Source organism: Aeromonas aquatica, from assembly GCF_000764655.1.
Classification (GTDB): Bacteria; Pseudomonadota; Gammaproteobacteria; order Enterobacterales; family Aeromonadaceae; genus Aeromonas; species Aeromonas aquatica.
Genome location: NZ_JRGL01000155.1, coordinates 60,866 through 77,813, shown reverse-complemented (window position 1 = coordinate 77,813; position 16,948 = coordinate 60,866). Strand labels below are relative to the sequence as shown.

General features: G+C 59.3%; 15 protein-coding genes and 1 pseudogene. 9 read left to right on the top strand and 7 right to left on the bottom strand.

The annotated features are described in order from the left end of the window. The 6 genes and pseudogenes from LG30_RS0119455 to ampD form a co-directional block, all read right to left on the bottom strand. Positions 1-410, bottom strand: a pseudogene (locus LG30_RS0119455) (IS3 family transposase); the annotation flags it as partial. Between the two features lie 112 nt (positions 411-522). Beyond that, positions 523-1,950 carry a dihydrolipoyl dehydrogenase gene (gene lpdA / locus LG30_RS0119450; RefSeq protein ID WP_033132347.1) on the bottom strand — a complete coding sequence of 476 codons (1,428 nt, stop codon included), beginning with the start codon at positions 1,948-1,950 and terminating at the stop codon, positions 523-525. A gap of 153 nt (positions 1,951-2,103) precedes the next feature. Continuing rightward, complete coding sequence (gene aceF, locus LG30_RS0119445; protein WP_033132346.1) at positions 2,104-3,993, bottom strand: pyruvate dehydrogenase complex dihydrolipoyllysine-residue acetyltransferase; 1,890 nt, start codon at positions 3,991-3,993, stop codon at positions 2,104-2,106. A 165-nt stretch (positions 3,994-4,158) separates the two neighbouring features. Then, positions 4,159-6,819 (bottom strand): pyruvate dehydrogenase (acetyl-transferring), homodimeric type, encoded by a 2,661-nt coding sequence (aceE, locus tag LG30_RS0119440; protein WP_033132345.1) that lies wholly within the window; start codon positions 6,817-6,819, stop codon positions 4,159-4,161. Between the two features lie 70 nt (positions 6,820-6,889). Beyond that, entirely contained in the window at positions 6,890-7,654 is a 765-nt protein-coding gene (gene pdhR, locus LG30_RS0119435) for a pyruvate dehydrogenase complex transcriptional repressor PdhR (RefSeq protein ID WP_033132344.1), read from the bottom strand. A gap of 275 nt (positions 7,655-7,929) precedes the next feature. Next, entirely contained in the window at positions 7,930-8,502 is a 573-nt protein-coding gene (gene ampD, locus LG30_RS0119430) for a 1,6-anhydro-N-acetylmuramyl-L-alanine amidase AmpD (RefSeq protein WP_033132350.1), read from the bottom strand. A 134-nt stretch (positions 8,503-8,636) separates the two neighbouring features. On the opposite strand from ampD, the gene LG30_RS0119425 reads away from it, so the two are divergent. From LG30_RS0119425 to yacG, 9 genes are all read left to right on the top strand, one after another. Beyond that, complete coding sequence (locus tag LG30_RS0119425; RefSeq protein ID WP_033132343.1) at positions 8,637-9,107, top strand: retropepsin-like aspartic protease family protein; 471 nt, start codon at positions 8,637-8,639, stop codon at positions 9,105-9,107. Positions 9,108-9,110: 3 nt separating this feature from the next. Then, positions 9,111-9,968 carry a carboxylating nicotinate-nucleotide diphosphorylase gene (gene nadC, locus LG30_RS0119420; RefSeq protein ID WP_033132342.1) on the top strand — a complete coding sequence of 286 codons (858 nt, stop codon included), beginning with the start codon at positions 9,111-9,113 and terminating at the stop codon, positions 9,966-9,968. A 318-nt stretch (positions 9,969-10,286) separates the two neighbouring features. Beyond that, a complete protein-coding gene (locus LG30_RS21750; protein WP_033132349.1) occupies positions 10,287-10,706 on the top strand; it encodes a pilin in 420 nt (139 codons plus the stop codon). 3 nt (positions 10,707-10,709) lie between these two features. Next, positions 10,710-12,416: a PilB family type IVa pilus assembly ATPase TapB gene (gene tapB, locus LG30_RS0119410; protein WP_033132341.1), complete on the top strand. Its 1,707-nt coding sequence runs from the start codon at positions 10,710-10,712 to the stop codon at positions 12,414-12,416. A 130-nt stretch (positions 12,417-12,546) separates the two neighbouring features. Then, the gene (locus LG30_RS0119405) at positions 12,547-13,788 is read left to right on the top strand and encodes a type II secretion system F family protein (RefSeq protein ID WP_033132340.1); all 1,242 of its coding nucleotides are present in this window, start codon (positions 12,547-12,549) and stop codon (positions 13,786-13,788) included. 87 nt (positions 13,789-13,875) lie between these two features. Beyond that, entirely contained in the window at positions 13,876-14,748 is an 873-nt protein-coding gene (locus LG30_RS0119400; RefSeq protein ID WP_033132339.1) for a prepilin peptidase, read from the top strand. 18 nt (positions 14,749-14,766) lie between these two features. Continuing rightward, the gene (gene coaE / locus LG30_RS0119395) at positions 14,767-15,381 is read left to right on the top strand and encodes a dephospho-CoA kinase (RefSeq protein ID WP_033132338.1); all 615 of its coding nucleotides are present in this window, start codon (positions 14,767-14,769) and stop codon (positions 15,379-15,381) included. Between the two features lie 37 nt (positions 15,382-15,418). Then, positions 15,419-16,141, top strand: coding sequence for a cell division protein ZapD (zapD, locus tag LG30_RS0119390; RefSeq protein WP_033132337.1), 723 nt, complete (start codon positions 15,419-15,421; stop codon positions 16,139-16,141). An 11-nt stretch (positions 16,142-16,152) separates the two neighbouring features. Continuing rightward, entirely contained in the window at positions 16,153-16,347 is a 195-nt protein-coding gene (gene yacG, locus LG30_RS0119385; RefSeq protein ID WP_033132336.1) for a DNA gyrase inhibitor YacG, read from the top strand. Between the two features lie 115 nt (positions 16,348-16,462). On the opposite strand, the gene mutT is transcribed toward yacG, so the two are convergent. Then, positions 16,463-16,870, bottom strand: coding sequence for an 8-oxo-dGTP diphosphatase MutT (gene mutT / locus LG30_RS0119380; protein WP_033132335.1), 408 nt, complete (start codon positions 16,868-16,870; stop codon positions 16,463-16,465). Positions 16,871-16,948: the final 78 nt, after the last annotated feature.

Here is a 16,948-nt window from a genome sequence, read left to right as displayed (position 1 = left end):
CCTGACGATGGTCAGCCTCTCGACTTGCCGCTGCGAGAGGACTTGCCGGGTCGCTTTTTTACGATGGAGACGCCGTAGTCGTTCTTCAGGACATCGACGACGGCCTCAAAGAACTGGGCCTTCTGGCTCATCAGCGCCAGCTGCTGTTCGAGCTCCTTGATACGTTGTTCGGGCGTCTGGTTGTCGGGGTCAGGCATGGTGATGCTCCTGCCGGCGCGCACAGAAGCCCCCTGGCTCCAATCCTGCCGACCATGTTTACGCAACCATACCAGAACGGTGGAGCGGCCCTGAATGCCATAACGGGCCTGAGCCTGTTTGTAGGTGAGCTCGCCTTTTTCAATCTGCTCGACCAGCGCCAGTTTAAAAGTCAGCGAGTAATCGCGCTGTGTCCGTTTCACACCTTGTCCCATCGGGTTCTCCATTTATGTGGGGGAAAGGTGTAAACCATATTCAGGACGGGACAGGAAAAACAAAAAAGCCGCTCGAGAGAGCGGCTTTTTCATCATTGCAGGAAGAGGAGGCTTATTTCTTCTTCTTGGCCTTGGCGTTCGGCAGATCGGTGATGGATCCTTCGTACACTTCGGCAGCCAGACCCACGGACTCGTGCAGAGTCGGGTGAGCGTGGATGGTCAGCGCCAGATCTTCGGCGTCGGCACCCATCTCGATGGCCAGACCGATCTCGCCCAGCAGCTCACCACCGTTGGTACCGACGATGGCACCACCGATGACGCGGTTGCTGTCCTTGTCGAAGATCAGCTTGGTCATGCCGTCGGCGCAATCGGAGGCGATGGCACGGCCGGAAGCCGCCCACGGGAAGGTGGCGACTTCGAAGTTCAGCCCTTGTTGCTTGGCTTCCTTCTCGGTCAGGCCAACCCAGGCCATCTCCGGCTCGGTATAGGCGATGGACGGGATCACTTTCGGGTCGAAGTAGTGCTTCTTGCCGGCGATGACTTCGGCCGCCACGTGGCCTTCGTGCACACCCTTGTGGGCCAGCATCGGCTGACCGACGATGTCACCGATGGCGTGGATGTGCGGAACGTTGGTACGCAGCTGCTTGTCCACTTCGATGAAACCGCGCTCGTTGACGGCAACACCGGCTTTCTCGGCGTCCATCAGCTTGCCGTTCGGCACACGACCGACCGCGACCAGCACGTTGTCGTAGCGAACCGGCTCGGCCGGGGCGTGCTTGCCTTCGTAGGAGACGTACAGGCCGTCTTCACGGGCTTCAACTGCGGTGACCTTGGTCTCCAGCATGATGTTGAATTTCTTGGCAACGCGCTTGGTGTAGATCTTGACGATGTCTTTGTCCGCAGCCGGTACCAGCTGATCGGCAAATTCCACCACGTCGATCTCGGAACCCAGGGAGGAGTAAACGGTACCCATCTCCAGGCCGATGATGCCGCCGCCGATAACCAGCAGCTTGCCCGGTACTGTGGTCAGTTCCAGCGCATCGGTTGAATCCCAGACGCGGGGGTCATCGTGGGGGATGAAGGGCAGCTTCACCGGACGGGAACCCGCGGCGATGATGGCGTTATCGAAGGTGACGGTGGTCTTGCCGTCGGCGCCTTCCACTTCGAGCGTGTTCGGGCCTGTGAACTTGCCGAAGCCGTTCACAACCTGGACTTTACGCATCTTGGCCATGCCGGCCAGACCGCCGGTCAGCTGATTGATGACCTTCTCTTTCCACAGACGCACCTTGGTGATGTCGGTCTGGGGGGCACCGAAGACGATGCCATGATCGGCCAGCGCCTTGGCTTCTTCGATGACTTTAGCGACGTGCAGCAGCGCTTTGGACGGGATGCAGCCCACGTTCAGGCAGACGCCACCCAGGGTGGAGTAGCGCTCGACGATAACGGTATCCAGACCCAGATCGGCGGCACGGAAAGCAGCGGAATAACCGGCAGGGCCAGCACCCAGTACTACGACCTGAGTTTTGATTTCTTTACTCATCATGACCTCTTTGTCGTTCTATATCCCCGGACAGCACAGTCTTATGCCAAAGAAGGCGGCTGCAGCCGTGAAAAAAACGGGGCAAGTTTATAATTTTGTTAATGAAATGAGAAGTGAAAAGGGCGAGCTCTGTGCTCGCCCTCTCATTTACATTTACAGAACCAGTCGACGAATGTCGGACAGCACACCACTCAGGGTGGTGACGAAGCGAGCACCGTCAGCACCGTCGATGACGCGGTGGTCATAGCTCAGTGCCAGCGGCAGCATCAGACGCGGCACGAACTCCTTGCCGTTCCACTTCGGCTTCATCTCGGACTTGGAAACACCGAGGATGGCCACTTCCGGCGCGTTGACGATCGGGGTAAAGCTGGTACCGCCGATGCCACCCAGGCTGGAGATGGTGAAGCAACCGCCCTGCATGTCGGCAGCGGTCAGCTTGCCGGCACGGGCCTTCTTGGAAATCTCGGCCAGGTCGCGGGACAGCTCATAGATGCCCTTCTTGTTGACGTCGCGAACGACCGGTACTACCAGGCCCCCCGGAGTGTCAACCGCCACACCGATGTGGATGTACTTCTTCATGATCAGCTTGCTGCCGTCTTCGGACAGGGCGCTGCAGAAGCGCGGGTGCGCTTCCAGGGCCTTGGCGGCGGCTTTCAGGATGAACACCAGCGGGGTGATCTTCACATCCAGCTTCTGCTTCTCGGCCAGCATGTTCTGCTCTTTGCGGAACGCTTCCAGATCGGTGGTATCGGCTTCGTCGAACTGGGTGACATGAGGGATCATGGCCCAGTTGCGGTGCAGGGCAGGACCGGAGATCTTCTGGATCCGGGTCAGTTCCAGCTCTTCGACCGGGCCGAACTTGCTGAAGTCCACCTTCGGCCATGGCTGCACGTTCATGCCGTTGCCATTGCCTTGACCTGCAGCAGGTGCGGACTCGGCGCGCTTGACCGCATCCTTCACATAGGCTTGCACGTCTTCTTTGACGATGCGGCCCTTGCGACCGGAGGCCTTCACCTTGGCCAGGTTGACGCCGAACTCACGGGCCAGACGACGCACGGCCGGAGAGGCGTGGACGTAGGCATCGTTGGCGACGAAGTCGGAAGAAGCGGCAGCCGGGGCAGCGGCCTGAGCCACCGGGGCGGCAGGTGCAGCGGCAACGGGGGCAGCAGCCTGGGCAACCGGGGCGGCGGCAGGGGCAGCACCCGCCACTTCGAACACCATGATCAGGGAACCGGTAGAGACCTTGTCACCGGCCTTCACCTTGATTTCCTTGACGATACCGGCGAACGGCGCAGGGACTTCCATGGAGGCCTTGTCACCTTCCACGGCGATCAGGGACTGGTCGGCTTCGACCTTGTCACCCACGGCGACCATGATCTCGGTGACTTCCACTTCGTCACCGCCGATGTCAGGTACGTTGACCTCTTTGGCAGCGGCGGCAACCGGGGCAGCAGCCACGGGAGCGGCAGCCTGAACCGGCGCGGCAACGGCGGCAGGCGCGGCGCCAGCCACTTCGAATACCATTACCAGAGAACCGGTAGAGACCTTGGCGCCGGCGGCAACCTTGATCTCGACCACGCGGCCCGCGAACGGCGCCGGCACTTCCATGGAGGCCTTGTCACCTTCCACGGCGATGATGGACTGGTCGGCTTCAACCATGTCGCCAACGGCAACCATCAGCTCGGTCACTTCGACTTCGTCGTCACCTATGTCCGGCACGTGCACGTCTTTGCGGGCAGCAGCAGCGGGGGCAGCCGGCGCTGCGGCGGCAACCGGGGCAGCAGCCTGAGCCGGCGCGGCAGCGGCCGCACCCTCGGCTTCGAAGATCATGATCTGGGAACCGGTGGCAACCTTGTCGCCCACCTTGACCAGGATCTCTTTGACGATGCCCGCGGCAGGAGCCGGGACTTCCATGGAGGCTTTGTCACCTTCCACGGCGATCAGGGACTGGTCCAGTTCGACCTTGTCACCCACGGCGACCATGATCTCGGTCACTTCAACTTCATCGGCACCGATATCCGGCACCATAATCTGTTTGGACATTGTGCTTTATCCTCTTACGCGTACGTTTATCGCGTTAACCTTGGCAAGAGCAGGTTCCGGCTCGTTGTTGCCGTCCGGACCCTGTATCTCCTCTTACCCTTATGTCGCATTAACCTGGGCAAGGCCCTGTCCGGCACGCAAGTCCGGACAGGGCGCTCAATCCTCTTACGCGTACAGCGGGTTAACCTTGTCGGCATCGATGCCGTACTTGGCGATGGCGTCGGCCACAACCTGCTTGTCAATCTCGCCGCGCTTGGCCAGTTCGGTCAGGGCAGCAACGACGACGTAGAACTCGTTCACTTCGAAGTGACGACGCAGGTTGGCACGGCTGTCGGAACGGCCATAACCATCGGTACCCAGTACACGGTAGTTCTCGGTCGGCACGAAGGCACGCACCTGCTCGGCGAAGGACTTCATGTAGTCGGTCGCGGCTATGGTGGCTTCGGAACCCAGTACCGAGGTGATGTAGGGCACACGGGCGGCCGCGGTCGGGTGCAGCATGTTCCAGCGATCGGCGTCCTGACCATCACGAGCCAGCTCGTTGAAGGAGGTCACGCTGAACACGTCGGAACCGACGCCGTACTCGCTTGCCAGGATCTGGGCGGCGGTACGCACGTGGCCCAGGATGGAGCCACAACCCAGCAGCTGTACCTTGGCCTTGTTACCGGCCACGGATTCCAGCTTGTAGATACCCTTGCGGATGCCTTCCTCGGCGCCTTCCGGCATGGCCGGCATGGCGTAGTTCTCGTTCAGGGTGGTGATGTAGTAGAAGACGTTCTCAGGCTTCTCACCGTACATGCGACGCAGACCGTCTTGTACGATCACCGCTACTTCATAGGCGTAGGACGGATCGTAGGAGATGCAGTTCGGGATGGTGCCGGCCAGGATGTGGCTGTGACCATCTTCGTGCTGCAGACCTTCGCCGTTCAAGGTGGTACGACCGGAGGTCGCGCCCAGCAGGAAGCCACGGGCTTGCTGGTCACCGGCTGCCCACGCCATGTCGCCGATCCGCTGGAAGCCGAACATGGAGTAGTAGATGTAGAACGGGATCATCGGGCAGTCGTTGGTGCTGTAAGAGGTCGCAGCAGCCAGCCAGGAGGACATGGCGCCCAGCTCGTTGATACCGTCTTGCAGAACCTGACCCTGCTTGTCTTCCTTGTAGTAGGAGACGATGTCGCGGTCTTGCGGGGTGTATTGCTGACCGTGCGGGCTGTAGATACCGATCTGACGGAACAGACCTTCCATACCGAAGGTACGAGCTTCGTCAGCCAGGATCGGAACGATGCGCTTGCCGATGGACTTGTCTTTCAGCAGCACGTTCAGGGAACGCACGAACGCCATGGTGGTGGAGATCTCGCGTGCCTGCTCACCCAGCAGCGGGCCGAAGGCATCCAGCGCCGGGATTTCCAGCTTGGTGGTGCTCTCGCGCAGACGGGTCGGTACATAGCCCTTCAGCGCGGCACGGCGAGCGTGCAGGTACTTGTGCTCTTCGGTACCCTCTTCGATCTTCAGGTACGGCAACTCTTCCAGCTGCTCGTCGGTGACCGGCAGGCTGAAACGATCGCGCAGGTGACGCACTGAGCCCAGATCCATCTTCTTGACCTGGTGAGCGATGTTCTTGCCTTCGGCCGCTTCACCCATGCCATAACCCTTGATGGTCTTGGCCAGGATGACGGTCGGCTTGCCCTTGGTCGCTGCGGCCTTGGAGAAGGCGGCGAACAGTTTACGGGGGTCGTGACCACCGCGGTTCAGGGCGAAGATCTCCTCGTCGGTCATGTCTTTGACCAGGGCGGCAGTTTCCGGATAACGGTTGAAGAACTGCTCACGGACGTAAGCGCCGTCACGGGACTTCATGGTCTGATAGTCACCGTCCACGGTTTCGTTCATCAGCTGGATCAGCTTGCCGGAAGTGTCTTTCTTCAGCAGCTCATCCCACTTGCGACCCCAGATAACCTTGGTGACATCCCAGCCGGCGCCTGCGAACAGACCTTCCAGCTCGTTGATGACCTTGCCGTTGCCGACAACAGGACCGTCCAGACGCTGCAGGTTGCAGTTGACCACGAACACCAGGTTGTCGAGCTTTTCACGCACGGCAACGGTCAGGGCGCCCTTGGCTTCCGGCTCGTCCATCTCGCCGTCACCCAGGAAAGCGTACACGGTCTGCTCGGAGCAATCCTTGATGCCACGGTCGGTCAGGTACTTCAGGAAGCGAGCCTGATAGATGGCGGCGATGGGGCCCAGACCCATGGAAACGGTCGGGAACTGCCAGAAGTCCGGCATCAGTTTCGGGTGCGGGTAGGAAGGAATGCCCTTGCCGTCCACTTCCTGACGGAAGTTGTCCAGCTGCTCTTCGGTCAGACGACCTTCGGCGAATGCACGGGCGTAGATGCCCGGGGAGATGTGACCCTGGAAGTAGACCAGATCGCCACCGTCCTTCTCGCTGCGAGCGCGGAAGAAGTGGTTGTAGCAGACTTCGTAGATGGTCGCGGAAGAGGCGAAGGAAGACATGTGACCACCGAGGTCCAGGTCTTTCTTGGAGGCGCGCAGCACTATCATCATGGCATTCCAGCGGATGATGGCGCGGATGCGACGTTCCATCTCCAGGTCGCCCGGGTAAGCCGGTTCGTCGCTGGCAGGAATGGTGTTGATGTAGTCGCGATTCGCCTTCTCAGCCACGTCAACACCGCTAACGCGTGCCTTCTCAGTAAGCTGTTCAAGGATGAACTGAGCGCGTTGCGGACCCTCTTCACGCAGCAGGGATTCCAGAGAGGCAAGCCACTCCAGCGTTTCTATCGGGTCCACATCGTTCTTCAGGATATCAGACATGGCTGGTTCCTATTGTTATTTGCACGGCGGTTAAGATGCGCAAGAATTCGACAATAAAGCCTTGTTAGGATTAGTTTTCCTGCTGACGGATCCGACGCATGGATCGCTGGATCCGGCTGTCTTCCCTCTGCATATCCAACAAGGTGTCCTCGATAAAGGCCAGGTGCTCATGACAAGCTGCCCTGGCCCGCTCCGGAGCCCCCGACAGGATAGCCTCGATCAGGCTCGCACGATGGCGACGGATCTTGGCTACCACTCCCGGACGGCGATTCAAAATCTCATTATTTCGTAAAATGTTCTGTTCGAGCATGGGGCCCATGGCCCGCAGCAGGTGCAGCAGCACCACGTTGTGGGACGCCTCTGCGACCGCCAGATAGAACTGGGTGACGGCGGCAGATTCGGTCACCAGCGATCCCTGCTGACCCGCCTCTTCGATGGCGGATTGCGCCAGGCGGATCCGCTCGAAGTCGGCCTCGGTCCCCCGCAACGCCGCATAGTAGGCACAGATGCCTTCCAGCGCGTGACGAAACTCCAGCAGGTCATACTGGGCTTCCGGGTGGGTGCTGAGCAGCTCGAACAGGGGATCCGCGATCCCCTTGCTCAGGGCATTCTGCACATAGGTGCCGCCGCCCTGACGACGATACAAGAGTCCTCTGGCTTCCAAACGCTGGATGGCTTCGCGCAAGGAGGGGCGCGATACCTGAAACTGGATGGCGAGTTCACGCTCGGGGGGCAACTTCTGCCCCGGCTGCAAGCTGCCTTCCAGAATCATGCTTTCCAGCTCGGCGACGATGGCGTCGGCCAGCTTGGGCTGAGTAATCTTGATATAGGGCATGGGGCTACTTTGTTAAATTGGTATTACCAATTCTATGATTGGGGCGAAAATTAGCAGAGGGCTTGGAAAAAGTCCACCCAAAATATGATCTGCATCAAGAACGACGCTTGCCACTTTAGGGGTAAAAAAGCGAAATCATGATATAGCTCATAGAAAATGGTCTGACCAATATTTATGAGCTTGCTCACAGATAACATTTGGCCAACAGCATGAAAAATGGCTCACCCAAAAGGCAAGCCATTGATTTTAAAAATACAAACTAATGTTTGGATTTTTTACTCAAAGTTGAGCATCCCACGATAGCGCTGCCATTCGAAACTGTCGCCCGGATCCGTCTTGCGGCCCGGCGCTATGTCGCAATGTCCGACGATGCGATCGGATGTGATGGCGGGATACTGGTGGGAGATGGCTCGAGTGAGGCTCGCCAGCACCTGGTACTGCTGAACGCTGTAAGGCTGCTCATCTGTGCCTTCCAGCTCGATGCCGATGGAGAAGTCGTTGCAAGCCTCCCTGCCCTCCCAGCTCGATACCCCGGCATGCCAGGCGCGGGCACCAAATGGCACATATTGCACCAGCTCACCATCGCGCCGGATCAGACAGTGGGCCGAGACTCGCAGCTGATGGACCTCGGCGAAATAGGGGTGCGCGGCAGGATCCAGTCGCCCCAGGAAGAGGTCATCTATCCAGGGGCCGCCGAACTGCCCGGGTGGCAGGCTGATGCCGTGCACCACCAGCAGGGAGATGTCGTCCGGGCTGGCCCGCTCGTTTTGGTGGGGGGATGGCACCCGACGGGCCTGCTCACACCACCCCTCGGCGTCGATGGAAAAAACTGCTATGGGCTGCGTCATCATCTACTCGATCCACAATGGAAATGAGCCCGCGAGCGGGCGGCCGCTCCCATCATAAACCGGGAACAAGCATCTGAATTCATGGGTGAAACTGTGTTAGGCTGAACCATCATTCGCAAGGCACTGGACCCCATATGCACCCGATGGCACGCCGTCTCTGGCTGCTGGCCTGGCTCTCCCTGCTGGGGCTACTGACCCTCTACTTCTACTCAGGTGCTCAGCCGACCGTGACCGCCAGCGGCGACCTGCTGCTCAAGGCCGATGCCAGCGGGCATTATCGTCTGGAGGGTGCCATCAACGGCCAGCCGGTGCAACTGCTGCTCGATACTGGCGCCACCAGGGTGACGGTACCGGGTCAGGTGGCGACGCGTCTCGGTCTCGTCGCCACCGGTCGCAGCCGGGTCAATACCGCGGCGGGTGAGATCCAGGTGCAGACCGGCCAGATCGAAAGCCTGGCGATGGGCCCACTGACCCTGTACGATTTGTCCGTCTTTATCAATCCGGTGGCCGACGGGGAGGAGATCCTGGTGGGCATGAATGCCCTAGGCCGACTGGAATTGCGCCAGAAAGACAGGCAGTTGCTTCTCAGACCCTTGCAGGAATAAGGCATGTTACAACAGGACATCAGCCGCGCCGTACGCGCCGCACTACTCGAAGATTTGGGCGACGCCCTCACCGCACTGGATCAACCGGATGCCAGCGCCGATATCACGGCCCAGTTGATCCCGGCCGATCGTGTCTCGACCGCCCGGGTCATTACCCGCGAGGCCGGCGTGTTCTGCGGCCAGCCCTGGGTGGATGAAGTATTTGCCCAGCTCGGCGGCGAAGTCCGGGTGGAGTGGCTGGTGCAAGACGGTGAGCGCCTCTCCCCCCATCAGGAGCTGTTCCGGCTCCATGGCCCTGCTCGCGCACTGTTGACTGGCGAGCGCAATGCACTGAACTTCGTGCAGACCCTCTCCGGTGTCGCCACTCTCACCGCCCGCTATGTCGCTGAGCTGGAAGGGACCGACTGCCGTCTGCTCGACACCCGCAAGACACTGCCCGGGCTGCGCAGCGCCCAGAAATATGCCGTCACCTGCGGCGGCGGCAAGAATCACCGCATCGGTCTGTTCGACGCCTATCTCATCAAGGAGAACCACATCCTCGCCTGCGGCGGTATCAAGGAGTCGATCAGCGAAGCGCGCCGCCTCAATCCGGGCAAACCGGTTGAGGTGGAAGTGGAATCGCTGGCCGAGCTGGGACAAGCGCTGGCAGCCAATGCAGATATCGTGATGCTGGATAACTTCGATGTGCCCATGATGCGCGAGGCGGTAGCCCTGAACCGGGGACGCGCCAAGCTGGAGGTGTCCGGTAACGTGACCCTGGAAACCCTGGCCGAGTACGCCGCCACCGGCGTCGATTTTATCTCTGTGGGTGCCCTGACCAAGCATGTGCGAGCGCTGGATCTGTCGATGCGTTTTGTCTGAACTCATCGGAACAAGAGGTTCTCAGTGACCCTGCCAGATATTACAGGACTCGGAACTTGCAAAAGGCGCCATCGGCGCCTTTTCTTTATGCAGGATCCCACGACATAAGGAGTGTGAAGATGGGCCCTCCCGACTGTATCCAGAGTCAATAGACACTATTTAAGCTTTGATTTTCCTGCGATTTTCACCAAATGACAGAAAAACCGCCAACAAGGGGCTTGCCTCTGTTGCCAACCCTAAGCGCTCGGATAAGATACGGACGTGTGGATAGAATTCCACCGGCACTTCTCAGGAACCATGGACAAAAGGATATTTGACATGAAAAAACAGTCAGGGTTTACGCTAATTGAATTGATGATAGTGGTCGCGATCGTTGCCATCTTGGCCGCCATCGCCCTCCCGGCGTATCAGAGCTATGCAAAAAAAGCAAGATTTACAGAAGTAGTGGCCGCCACTGGTGCTGCAAAAACCGCTGTTGAAATATGCTATAGCAATTTAAGTACTCTTACCGGTTGCAGCGCAGGTAGTAATGGTGTGCCAGCTAACCCTTCGGGCGCGACAGGTTTACTCCAATCATTAACTACAACAAATGGAGTTATTACTGCAACTGCAGTAACTACGAATGGTCTTAATGGTGAAAACTATATTCTGACACCTACCGTCACGAATAATAAATTAGTATGGAGCAATGATGCTTCCGGCAGTGTTAGTACATGTATTGCAGCCGATGCCTGCTAACGCATGACCTCTAGCCCCAATAGCGGCCTGGCTACTAGCCTGGCCGCCTCCTCCCTCCTCAGTGAGCCGGACTCACTACGTTTCCTGAGCCAAGCCAAGGCACAGCGCAAGCCCTTTGTTACCTTTCTGATCGAGAATGACATCCTCGACAGCAAGGCACTGGCCGATTTCTGTGAGCTGGAATATGGGGTACCTCTACTGGATCTTGCCGCCTTCGACTTGGCCGAGATCCCGCAGAAATACCTCAATCAGAAGCTGATCGAGAAACATCATGTGCTACCCATCTACACCCAGGGCCACACCCTCTATATCGCCATGTCGGACCCGACCAATGTGTCGGCGCTGGAAGATTTTGGCTTCAGCTTCGGTCTGCACACCGAAGCCCTGCTGGTTGAAGAGAGCAAGCTGACCACTGCCATCGGCAAGCTGATGGAGAGCGAGCAGGATGCCCTCGGCATGGATGACATCGACGAATCCGAGATTTCGGAGCTCGAAGTCTCCGATGAGGGTTCGCGGCTCGATGAGAGCGTCAATACCGCAGACGACGATGCCCCCATCGTCAAATACATCAACAAGATCATGATGGATGCCATCAAGCGGGGCGCATCTGATCTGCATTTCGAACCCTACGAGACCAAGTACAGGATCCGCTTTCGGGTCGACGGCATACTGCACGAGGTCGCCACACCGCCGGTCAATCTGGCCAATCGCTTCGCGGCCCGTCTCAAGGTGATGGCGCGGCTCGATATCGCCGAGCGACGTCTGCCACAGGATGGCCGCATCAAGCTGAAGATATCGCGCAGCAAGTCCATGGACATGCGGGTCAACACCCTGCCCACCATGTGGGGCGAGAAGATCGTTATCCGTCTGCTGGACTCGTCGGCCGCGCGGCTCAACCTCGATCAACTCGGCTTTGACGAACGGCAGAAGGCGCAATACCTGCGCGCCCTCTCCAAGCCTCAAGGCATGATCCTGGTCACAGGCCCCACCGGTTCGGGCAAGACGGTCTCACTCTATACCGGTCTCAACATCCTCAATACCAACGAGGTCAATATCTCTACTGCAGAGGATCCGGTGGAGATCAATCTGCCCGGCGTCAATCAGGTGCAGATCAATCCCAAGGCGGGGCTCACCTTCGCCAGCGCCTTGCGCTCCTTCCTGCGTCAGGATCCGGACATCGTCATGGTGGGTGAGATCCGGGATCTGGAAACCGCAGAGATAGCCATCAAGGCCTCCCAGACCGGCCATCTGGTACTCTCGACCCTGCATACCAACTCGGCAGCCGAGACCCTGACCCGGATGATGAACATGGGGGTTCCCGCCTTCAACATTGCCTCCTCGGTGACCCTCATCATGGCTCAGCGCCTCGCCCGCAAGCTGTGCGAACACTGCAAAACACCTGAGATGGTGCCCGATGCCGAACTGCTGGAATTGGGGTTTACCCAACAACAGCTGGCCGCGGGGCTGAGGCTGTTCAAACCGGTGGGCTGCAAGGAGTGTTCGGGAGGATACAGGGGACGGGTCGGTATCTATGAAATTCTGCTCATGTCAGACAACATCGCAAAACTGATCATGCAAGGGGCCAACTCATTACAAATAGCGGCCATTGCCCAGAAGGAAGGCATGCGCAATCTGCGCACCTCCGGCCTCGAGAAGGCGAGGTTAGGGGTCACCAGCCTGGCCGAAATTAACCGGATTACCACCAACTAAGCACATAGTTTCTCAGGCGATTCACCCGGGTGAAGCCGATGCCGCTCCCCTGATACGTTTTTCAAGCCAAGATGAGCCGGACAGGAAGCAATATCATCCGGCCCCCGTCGCCCAATTGCAGGATGCAGTGATGGCCACATTAGCGCAAAAACAGAACGCTCCGAAAAAAGTCTTCTCCTTCCGCTGGCACGGTGTCAATCGCAAGGGGCAGAAGGTCTCAGGCGAGTTGCAGGCCGACAGCATCAACACCGTCAAAATCGAGCTGCGCAAGCAAGGTGTCAATGTCACCAAGGTCGGCAAACAGAGTCAGGGCATGTTTTCCAAAGGCGGCGCCAAGATCAAGCCCATGGACATCGCCGTCATTACCCGACAGATCACTACCATGCTCTCCGCTGGCGTGCCACTGGTACAGAGCCTGCAAATCATCGCGCGCGGTCACGAGAAGGCGGCAGTGCGCGAGCTGATCGGCCAGATCGCCGCCGATGTGGAAACCGGTACGCCCATGTCAGACGCGCTGCGCCGCCACCCTCGTCATTTCGATGCGCTCTATTGCGATCTGGTGGAGGCGGGTGAGCAATCAGGTGCACTGGAAACCATCTATGATCGGATCGCCATCTACCGCGAGAAGAGCGAGGCGCTCAAGTCCAAAATCAAGAAGGCGATGTTCTATCCGACCATGGTCATACTGGTCGCCATCGTCGTGACCTCCATCCTGCTGCTGTTCGTCATTCCGCAGTTCGAGGATATTTTCAAGAGTTTCGGTGCCGAACTGCCCATCTTCACCCAGTTCGTCATCGGCATCTCCCGCTTCATGCAGCACTGGTGGTATGCGATCTTTGGCGGCATCGCCCTGGCCATTTTCCTCTACGTGCGCGCCTGGCGCAGTTCCCAGAAGGTGCGTGATAACACGGACAAGTTCGTCCTCACCATACCGATAGTGGGTTCCATCCTTCACAAGGCCGCCATGGCCCGCTTCGCCCGCACCCTCTCTACAACCTTCTCTGCCGGTATTCCTCTGGTGGATGCTCTGGTCTCGTCTGCTGGCGCCTCCGGCAACTACGTCTATCGCACCGCCATCATGGCCATCCGTAACGAGGTAGTGGCCGGTATGCAGATCAACGTCGCCATGCGCACCGTGGATCTCTTTCCCGATATGGTGATCCAGATGGTGATGATAGGCGAGGAGTCCGGCGCCATCGATGACATGCTCTCCAAGGTGGCCACCATCTTCGAACAGGAAGTCGATGATATGGTCGATGGCCTCACCAGCCTGCTCGAGCCCCTCATCATGGTGGTGCTCGGGGTGCTGGTCGGTGGCATGGTAGTCGCCATGTACCTCCCCATCTTCAAGCTGGGCTCTGTGATACACTGAGCTCCCGGTCCAGGACCGGCCCAACTGGCATGCATCGCCTTGGGCATGGTCCTCGACTCCCTCCTTTCCCAACACAAGCGGTTGAATATGGTGCTTCTGATCGAGCTGGCCCAGGGCCTGCCCTGGCTCTACCTTTCCCTGATATTTATCTTCTCCCTGATGATCGGCAGTTTCCTCAATGTGGTCATCCATCGCCTGCCCATCATGCTGGAGCGGGAATGGCACGCCGAATATCGCGGCTACTTCGACACAGATACCGACGCGTCTCCCACAGCCCCCTATAACCTGATGGTGCCACGCTCCGCCTGCCCTCACTGCGGGCATCCCATAGGCGCGCTGGAGAACATCCCGCTGCTGAGCTGGCTCTGGCTCAAAGGGCGCTGCCGGGCGTGCAAGGCCCCCATCTCGGCCCGTTATCCCCTGGTCGAGTTGCTGACCGCCCTGCTGTCTGTGGCCGTCGCTGCCACCCTCACCCCGGGCTGGGGCATGCTGGCCGCTCTGATGCTGACCTGGACGCTGGTCGCGCTCACCTTTATCGATCTGGACAAGATGCTGCTCCCGGATCAACTCACCCTGCCACTGCTGTGGGGGGGGCTGCTTTTCAATCTGCTGGGGGGCTTTGTCTCGCTGGAGGATGCGATGATCGGCGCCATGGCCGGTTATCTGGTGTTGTGGAGCCTCTACTGGGCCTTCAAGCTGCTCACCGGCAAGGAGGGGATGGGCTATGGGGACTTCAAACTGCTGGCGGCCCTCGGCGCCTGGCTAGGCTGGCAAGCCCTGCCCATAGTGCTGCTGCTCTCCTCTCTGGTCGGCGCCGTCATCGGCATTGGGCTCATCGCGCTGCGTAAACACCACCAGGCCAACCCCATCCCCTTTGGCCCCTATCTCGCCATCGCGGGCTGGATCGCGCTGCTGTGGGGAGATAGCATCACCCGCTGGTATCTGAACACCGTCCTCTAACAACGGGATCTCTGACAAATGTATGTGGTAGCTATTACCGGCGGGATCGGCAGCGGCAAGACGACCATCGCCAACCAGTTTGCGGCCCTCGGCATCGAGGTGGTCGATGCCGATGTGATCGCCCGTGAGGTGGTGGAGCCCGGCTCCCCGGCGTTGGCCGCCATCGTCGGCCATTTCGGCAGCGACATCCTCAATGCGCAGGGCGAGCTGGACAGGCGCGCCCTGCGTGAACGCATCTTCAACCATCATGAAGACAAATCATGGTTGAATGCACTGCTTCACCCCCTTATACGCCACGAGATGCTGCGCCAGTGTGCCACAGCCAGTTCCCCCTACTGCCTGCTGGTCGTCCCCTTGCTGGTCGAGAACAAACTCACCGGCCTCGCCGATCGGGTGCTGGTCATCGACGTGGATGAAGAGACCCAGATCGAGCGCACCTGTCGCCGGGATGGGGTGAGTCGGGCGCAGGCCCAGGCCATTCTGGCATCCCAGGCGAGCCGTGCCGAGCGCCTCGCGGCGGCAGACGATGTGCTGGACAACCAGAGTGGCACAAGCGAGACCATTCAGGCGCGAATTTTGGCGCTGCACGAGACATATCTGGCATTTGCCTCTCAACAAGCCCCCCAACTGTGAGTACACTAGGTCGGTTTATGGCTGGCCAGGATTAGGCATGATTTACGATTTTCCCCTCAACGAAAAAAGCCGGACCTATCTTCGTCTGGAGTCCCTGTTTTCCCAGATCCGCGACAATCTGGAGAGTGACCAGCCTTGGGCACACATCGCCTTCTTCAAGGGGCTGTTCGATCTGCAGGAGTTGCTGGAGCGTGGTGACCTGCGCGCCGATCTGATCAAGGATCTGGAGCGGCTCAGCCAGCGTCTGAGCCACTGGGCCAGCCTGCCGGAAGTCGACCTTGAGCAGATCCAGCGGATGCAGCAGGAGAGTACCCAGCTTTCCCGCAGCCTGCTCAACTCCCCTCGCCCCGGAGCCCGCCTGAAAGAGGATCGCCTGCTCGGCTCCATCCGCCAGCGCTTCTCCATCCCTGGCGGCCTCTGCGCCTTCGACGTGCCCCAGCTGCATCACTGGCTGGTCACCCCGGCGGTGGATCGCCATCAGCAGATGCAGCTGTGGCTCAGTGACATCAATCTACTGATGAACGCCATCACCCTGCTGCTGCGCCTGTGGCGCGAATCAGGCAACTTCAGCGCTCAGGTCGCCACCAATGGCTTCTTCCAGGACACCGCCGAGGGGGCCGAGCTCATTCGCATCCGCCTGCCTGGCGCGCCCTCCTGCTATCCGACCCTGAGCGGCCACAAGAACCGCTTCGCCCTGCGCTTCCTGCCAACCACAGAACAGCAGATCGGCGACGTGCCCTTCCAGCTCGCCTGCTGCTAAGGAGTGATCAGATGGTAACCAAGGTAAAGTGCCCGACCTGTCAGACCGAGCTGGAATGGACCCCAGAGAGCCTGTTTCGTCCCTTCTGCAGCAAGCGCTGCCAGCTGATCGACCTCGGTGAGTGGGCCGACGAAGAGAAGCGTATCCCCGGCGAAATCAATCCGGAGCTGTTGCCCTATCCCGAGGAAGGGGAACAGTGGCAATAAGCCGAACAGCAAAAAGGGCCAGCAAGGCCCTTTTTTAATACGCATATCCCACGGATGGCTCGGTTAGCGGCGTCTTCGGCACAGCCACACACCACAGCGCCATCGGCATTCGATCTTACTGCGCAAGCTGTTCCTGCAGGCGGGCGACGATCGGGCCGTTGGCATCCGGGAACCGGTATTCGTGCAGGGACGCCAGTGGCACCCAGCGACACTCCTGCCCCTCCTTGCCAAAGGGCTCGCCATTGAAGCGGGTCACCTTCCAGATATCCAGCAGCACCTGCTTGTCGGGGTAATCGTGGTGCAGCTCCATGAAGGGGGAACAATCCAGCACCCGGATCCCGATCTCTTCCCACAGCTCTCTGTCCAGCGCGGTGAGCAGGTCTTCCCCTGACTCCACCTTGCCCCCGGGAAATTCCCAGCGATCGCCCTGATGGCGGTCAGAGGAGCGTTTAGCGAGGAAGATATCCCCCCGCTCATTCTCGATGACGCCCACCGCCACCCAGATGCGTTTCTTCGATTCCATCTTTGTCCTCACTCTAGCCAGCGCACTTCATGGGCCACCCGGTCGGATGCCCTGAAATAGATGCACCGCCCGGAGGCG

What these genes read in the sequence shown, in the direction of transcription:
- lpdA (WP_033132347.1), bottom strand. Translation starts at nt 1,950, where the DNA reads ATGAGTAAAGAAATCAAAACTCAGGTCGTAGTACTGGGTGCTGGCCCT.
- aceF (WP_033132346.1), bottom strand. Translation starts at nt 3,993, where the DNA reads ATGTCCAAACAGATTATGGTGCCGGATATCGGTGCCGATGAAGTTGAA.
- aceE (WP_033132345.1), bottom strand. Translation starts at nt 6,819, where the DNA reads ATGTCTGATATCCTGAAGAACGATGTGGACCCGATAGAAACGCTGGAG.
- pdhR (WP_033132344.1), bottom strand. Translation starts at nt 7,654, where the DNA reads ATGCCCTATATCAAGATTACTCAGCCCAAGCTGGCCGACGCCATCGTC.
- ampD (WP_033132350.1), bottom strand. Translation starts at nt 8,502, where the DNA reads ATGACGCAGCCCATAGCAGTTTTTTCCATCGACGCCGAGGGGTGGTGT.
- LG30_RS0119425 (WP_033132343.1), top strand. Translation starts at nt 8,637, where the DNA reads ATGCACCCGATGGCACGCCGTCTCTGGCTGCTGGCCTGGCTCTCCCTG.
- nadC (WP_033132342.1), top strand. Translation starts at nt 9,111, where the DNA reads ATGTTACAACAGGACATCAGCCGCGCCGTACGCGCCGCACTACTCGAA.
- LG30_RS21750 (WP_033132349.1), top strand. Translation starts at nt 10,287, where the DNA reads ATGAAAAAACAGTCAGGGTTTACGCTAATTGAATTGATGATAGTGGTC.
- tapB (WP_033132341.1), top strand. Translation starts at nt 10,710, where the DNA reads ATGACCTCTAGCCCCAATAGCGGCCTGGCTACTAGCCTGGCCGCCTCC.
- LG30_RS0119405 (WP_033132340.1), top strand. Translation starts at nt 12,547, where the DNA reads ATGGCCACATTAGCGCAAAAACAGAACGCTCCGAAAAAAGTCTTCTCC.
- LG30_RS0119400 (WP_033132339.1), top strand. Translation starts at nt 13,876, where the DNA reads ATGGTGCTTCTGATCGAGCTGGCCCAGGGCCTGCCCTGGCTCTACCTT.
- coaE (WP_033132338.1), top strand. Translation starts at nt 14,767, where the DNA reads ATGTATGTGGTAGCTATTACCGGCGGGATCGGCAGCGGCAAGACGACC.
- zapD (WP_033132337.1), top strand. Translation starts at nt 15,419, where the DNA reads ATGATTTACGATTTTCCCCTCAACGAAAAAAGCCGGACCTATCTTCGT.
- yacG (WP_033132336.1), top strand. Translation starts at nt 16,153, where the DNA reads ATGGTAACCAAGGTAAAGTGCCCGACCTGTCAGACCGAGCTGGAATGG.
- mutT (WP_033132335.1), bottom strand. Translation starts at nt 16,870, where the DNA reads ATGGAATCGAAGAAACGCATCTGGGTGGCGGTGGGCGTCATCGAGAAT.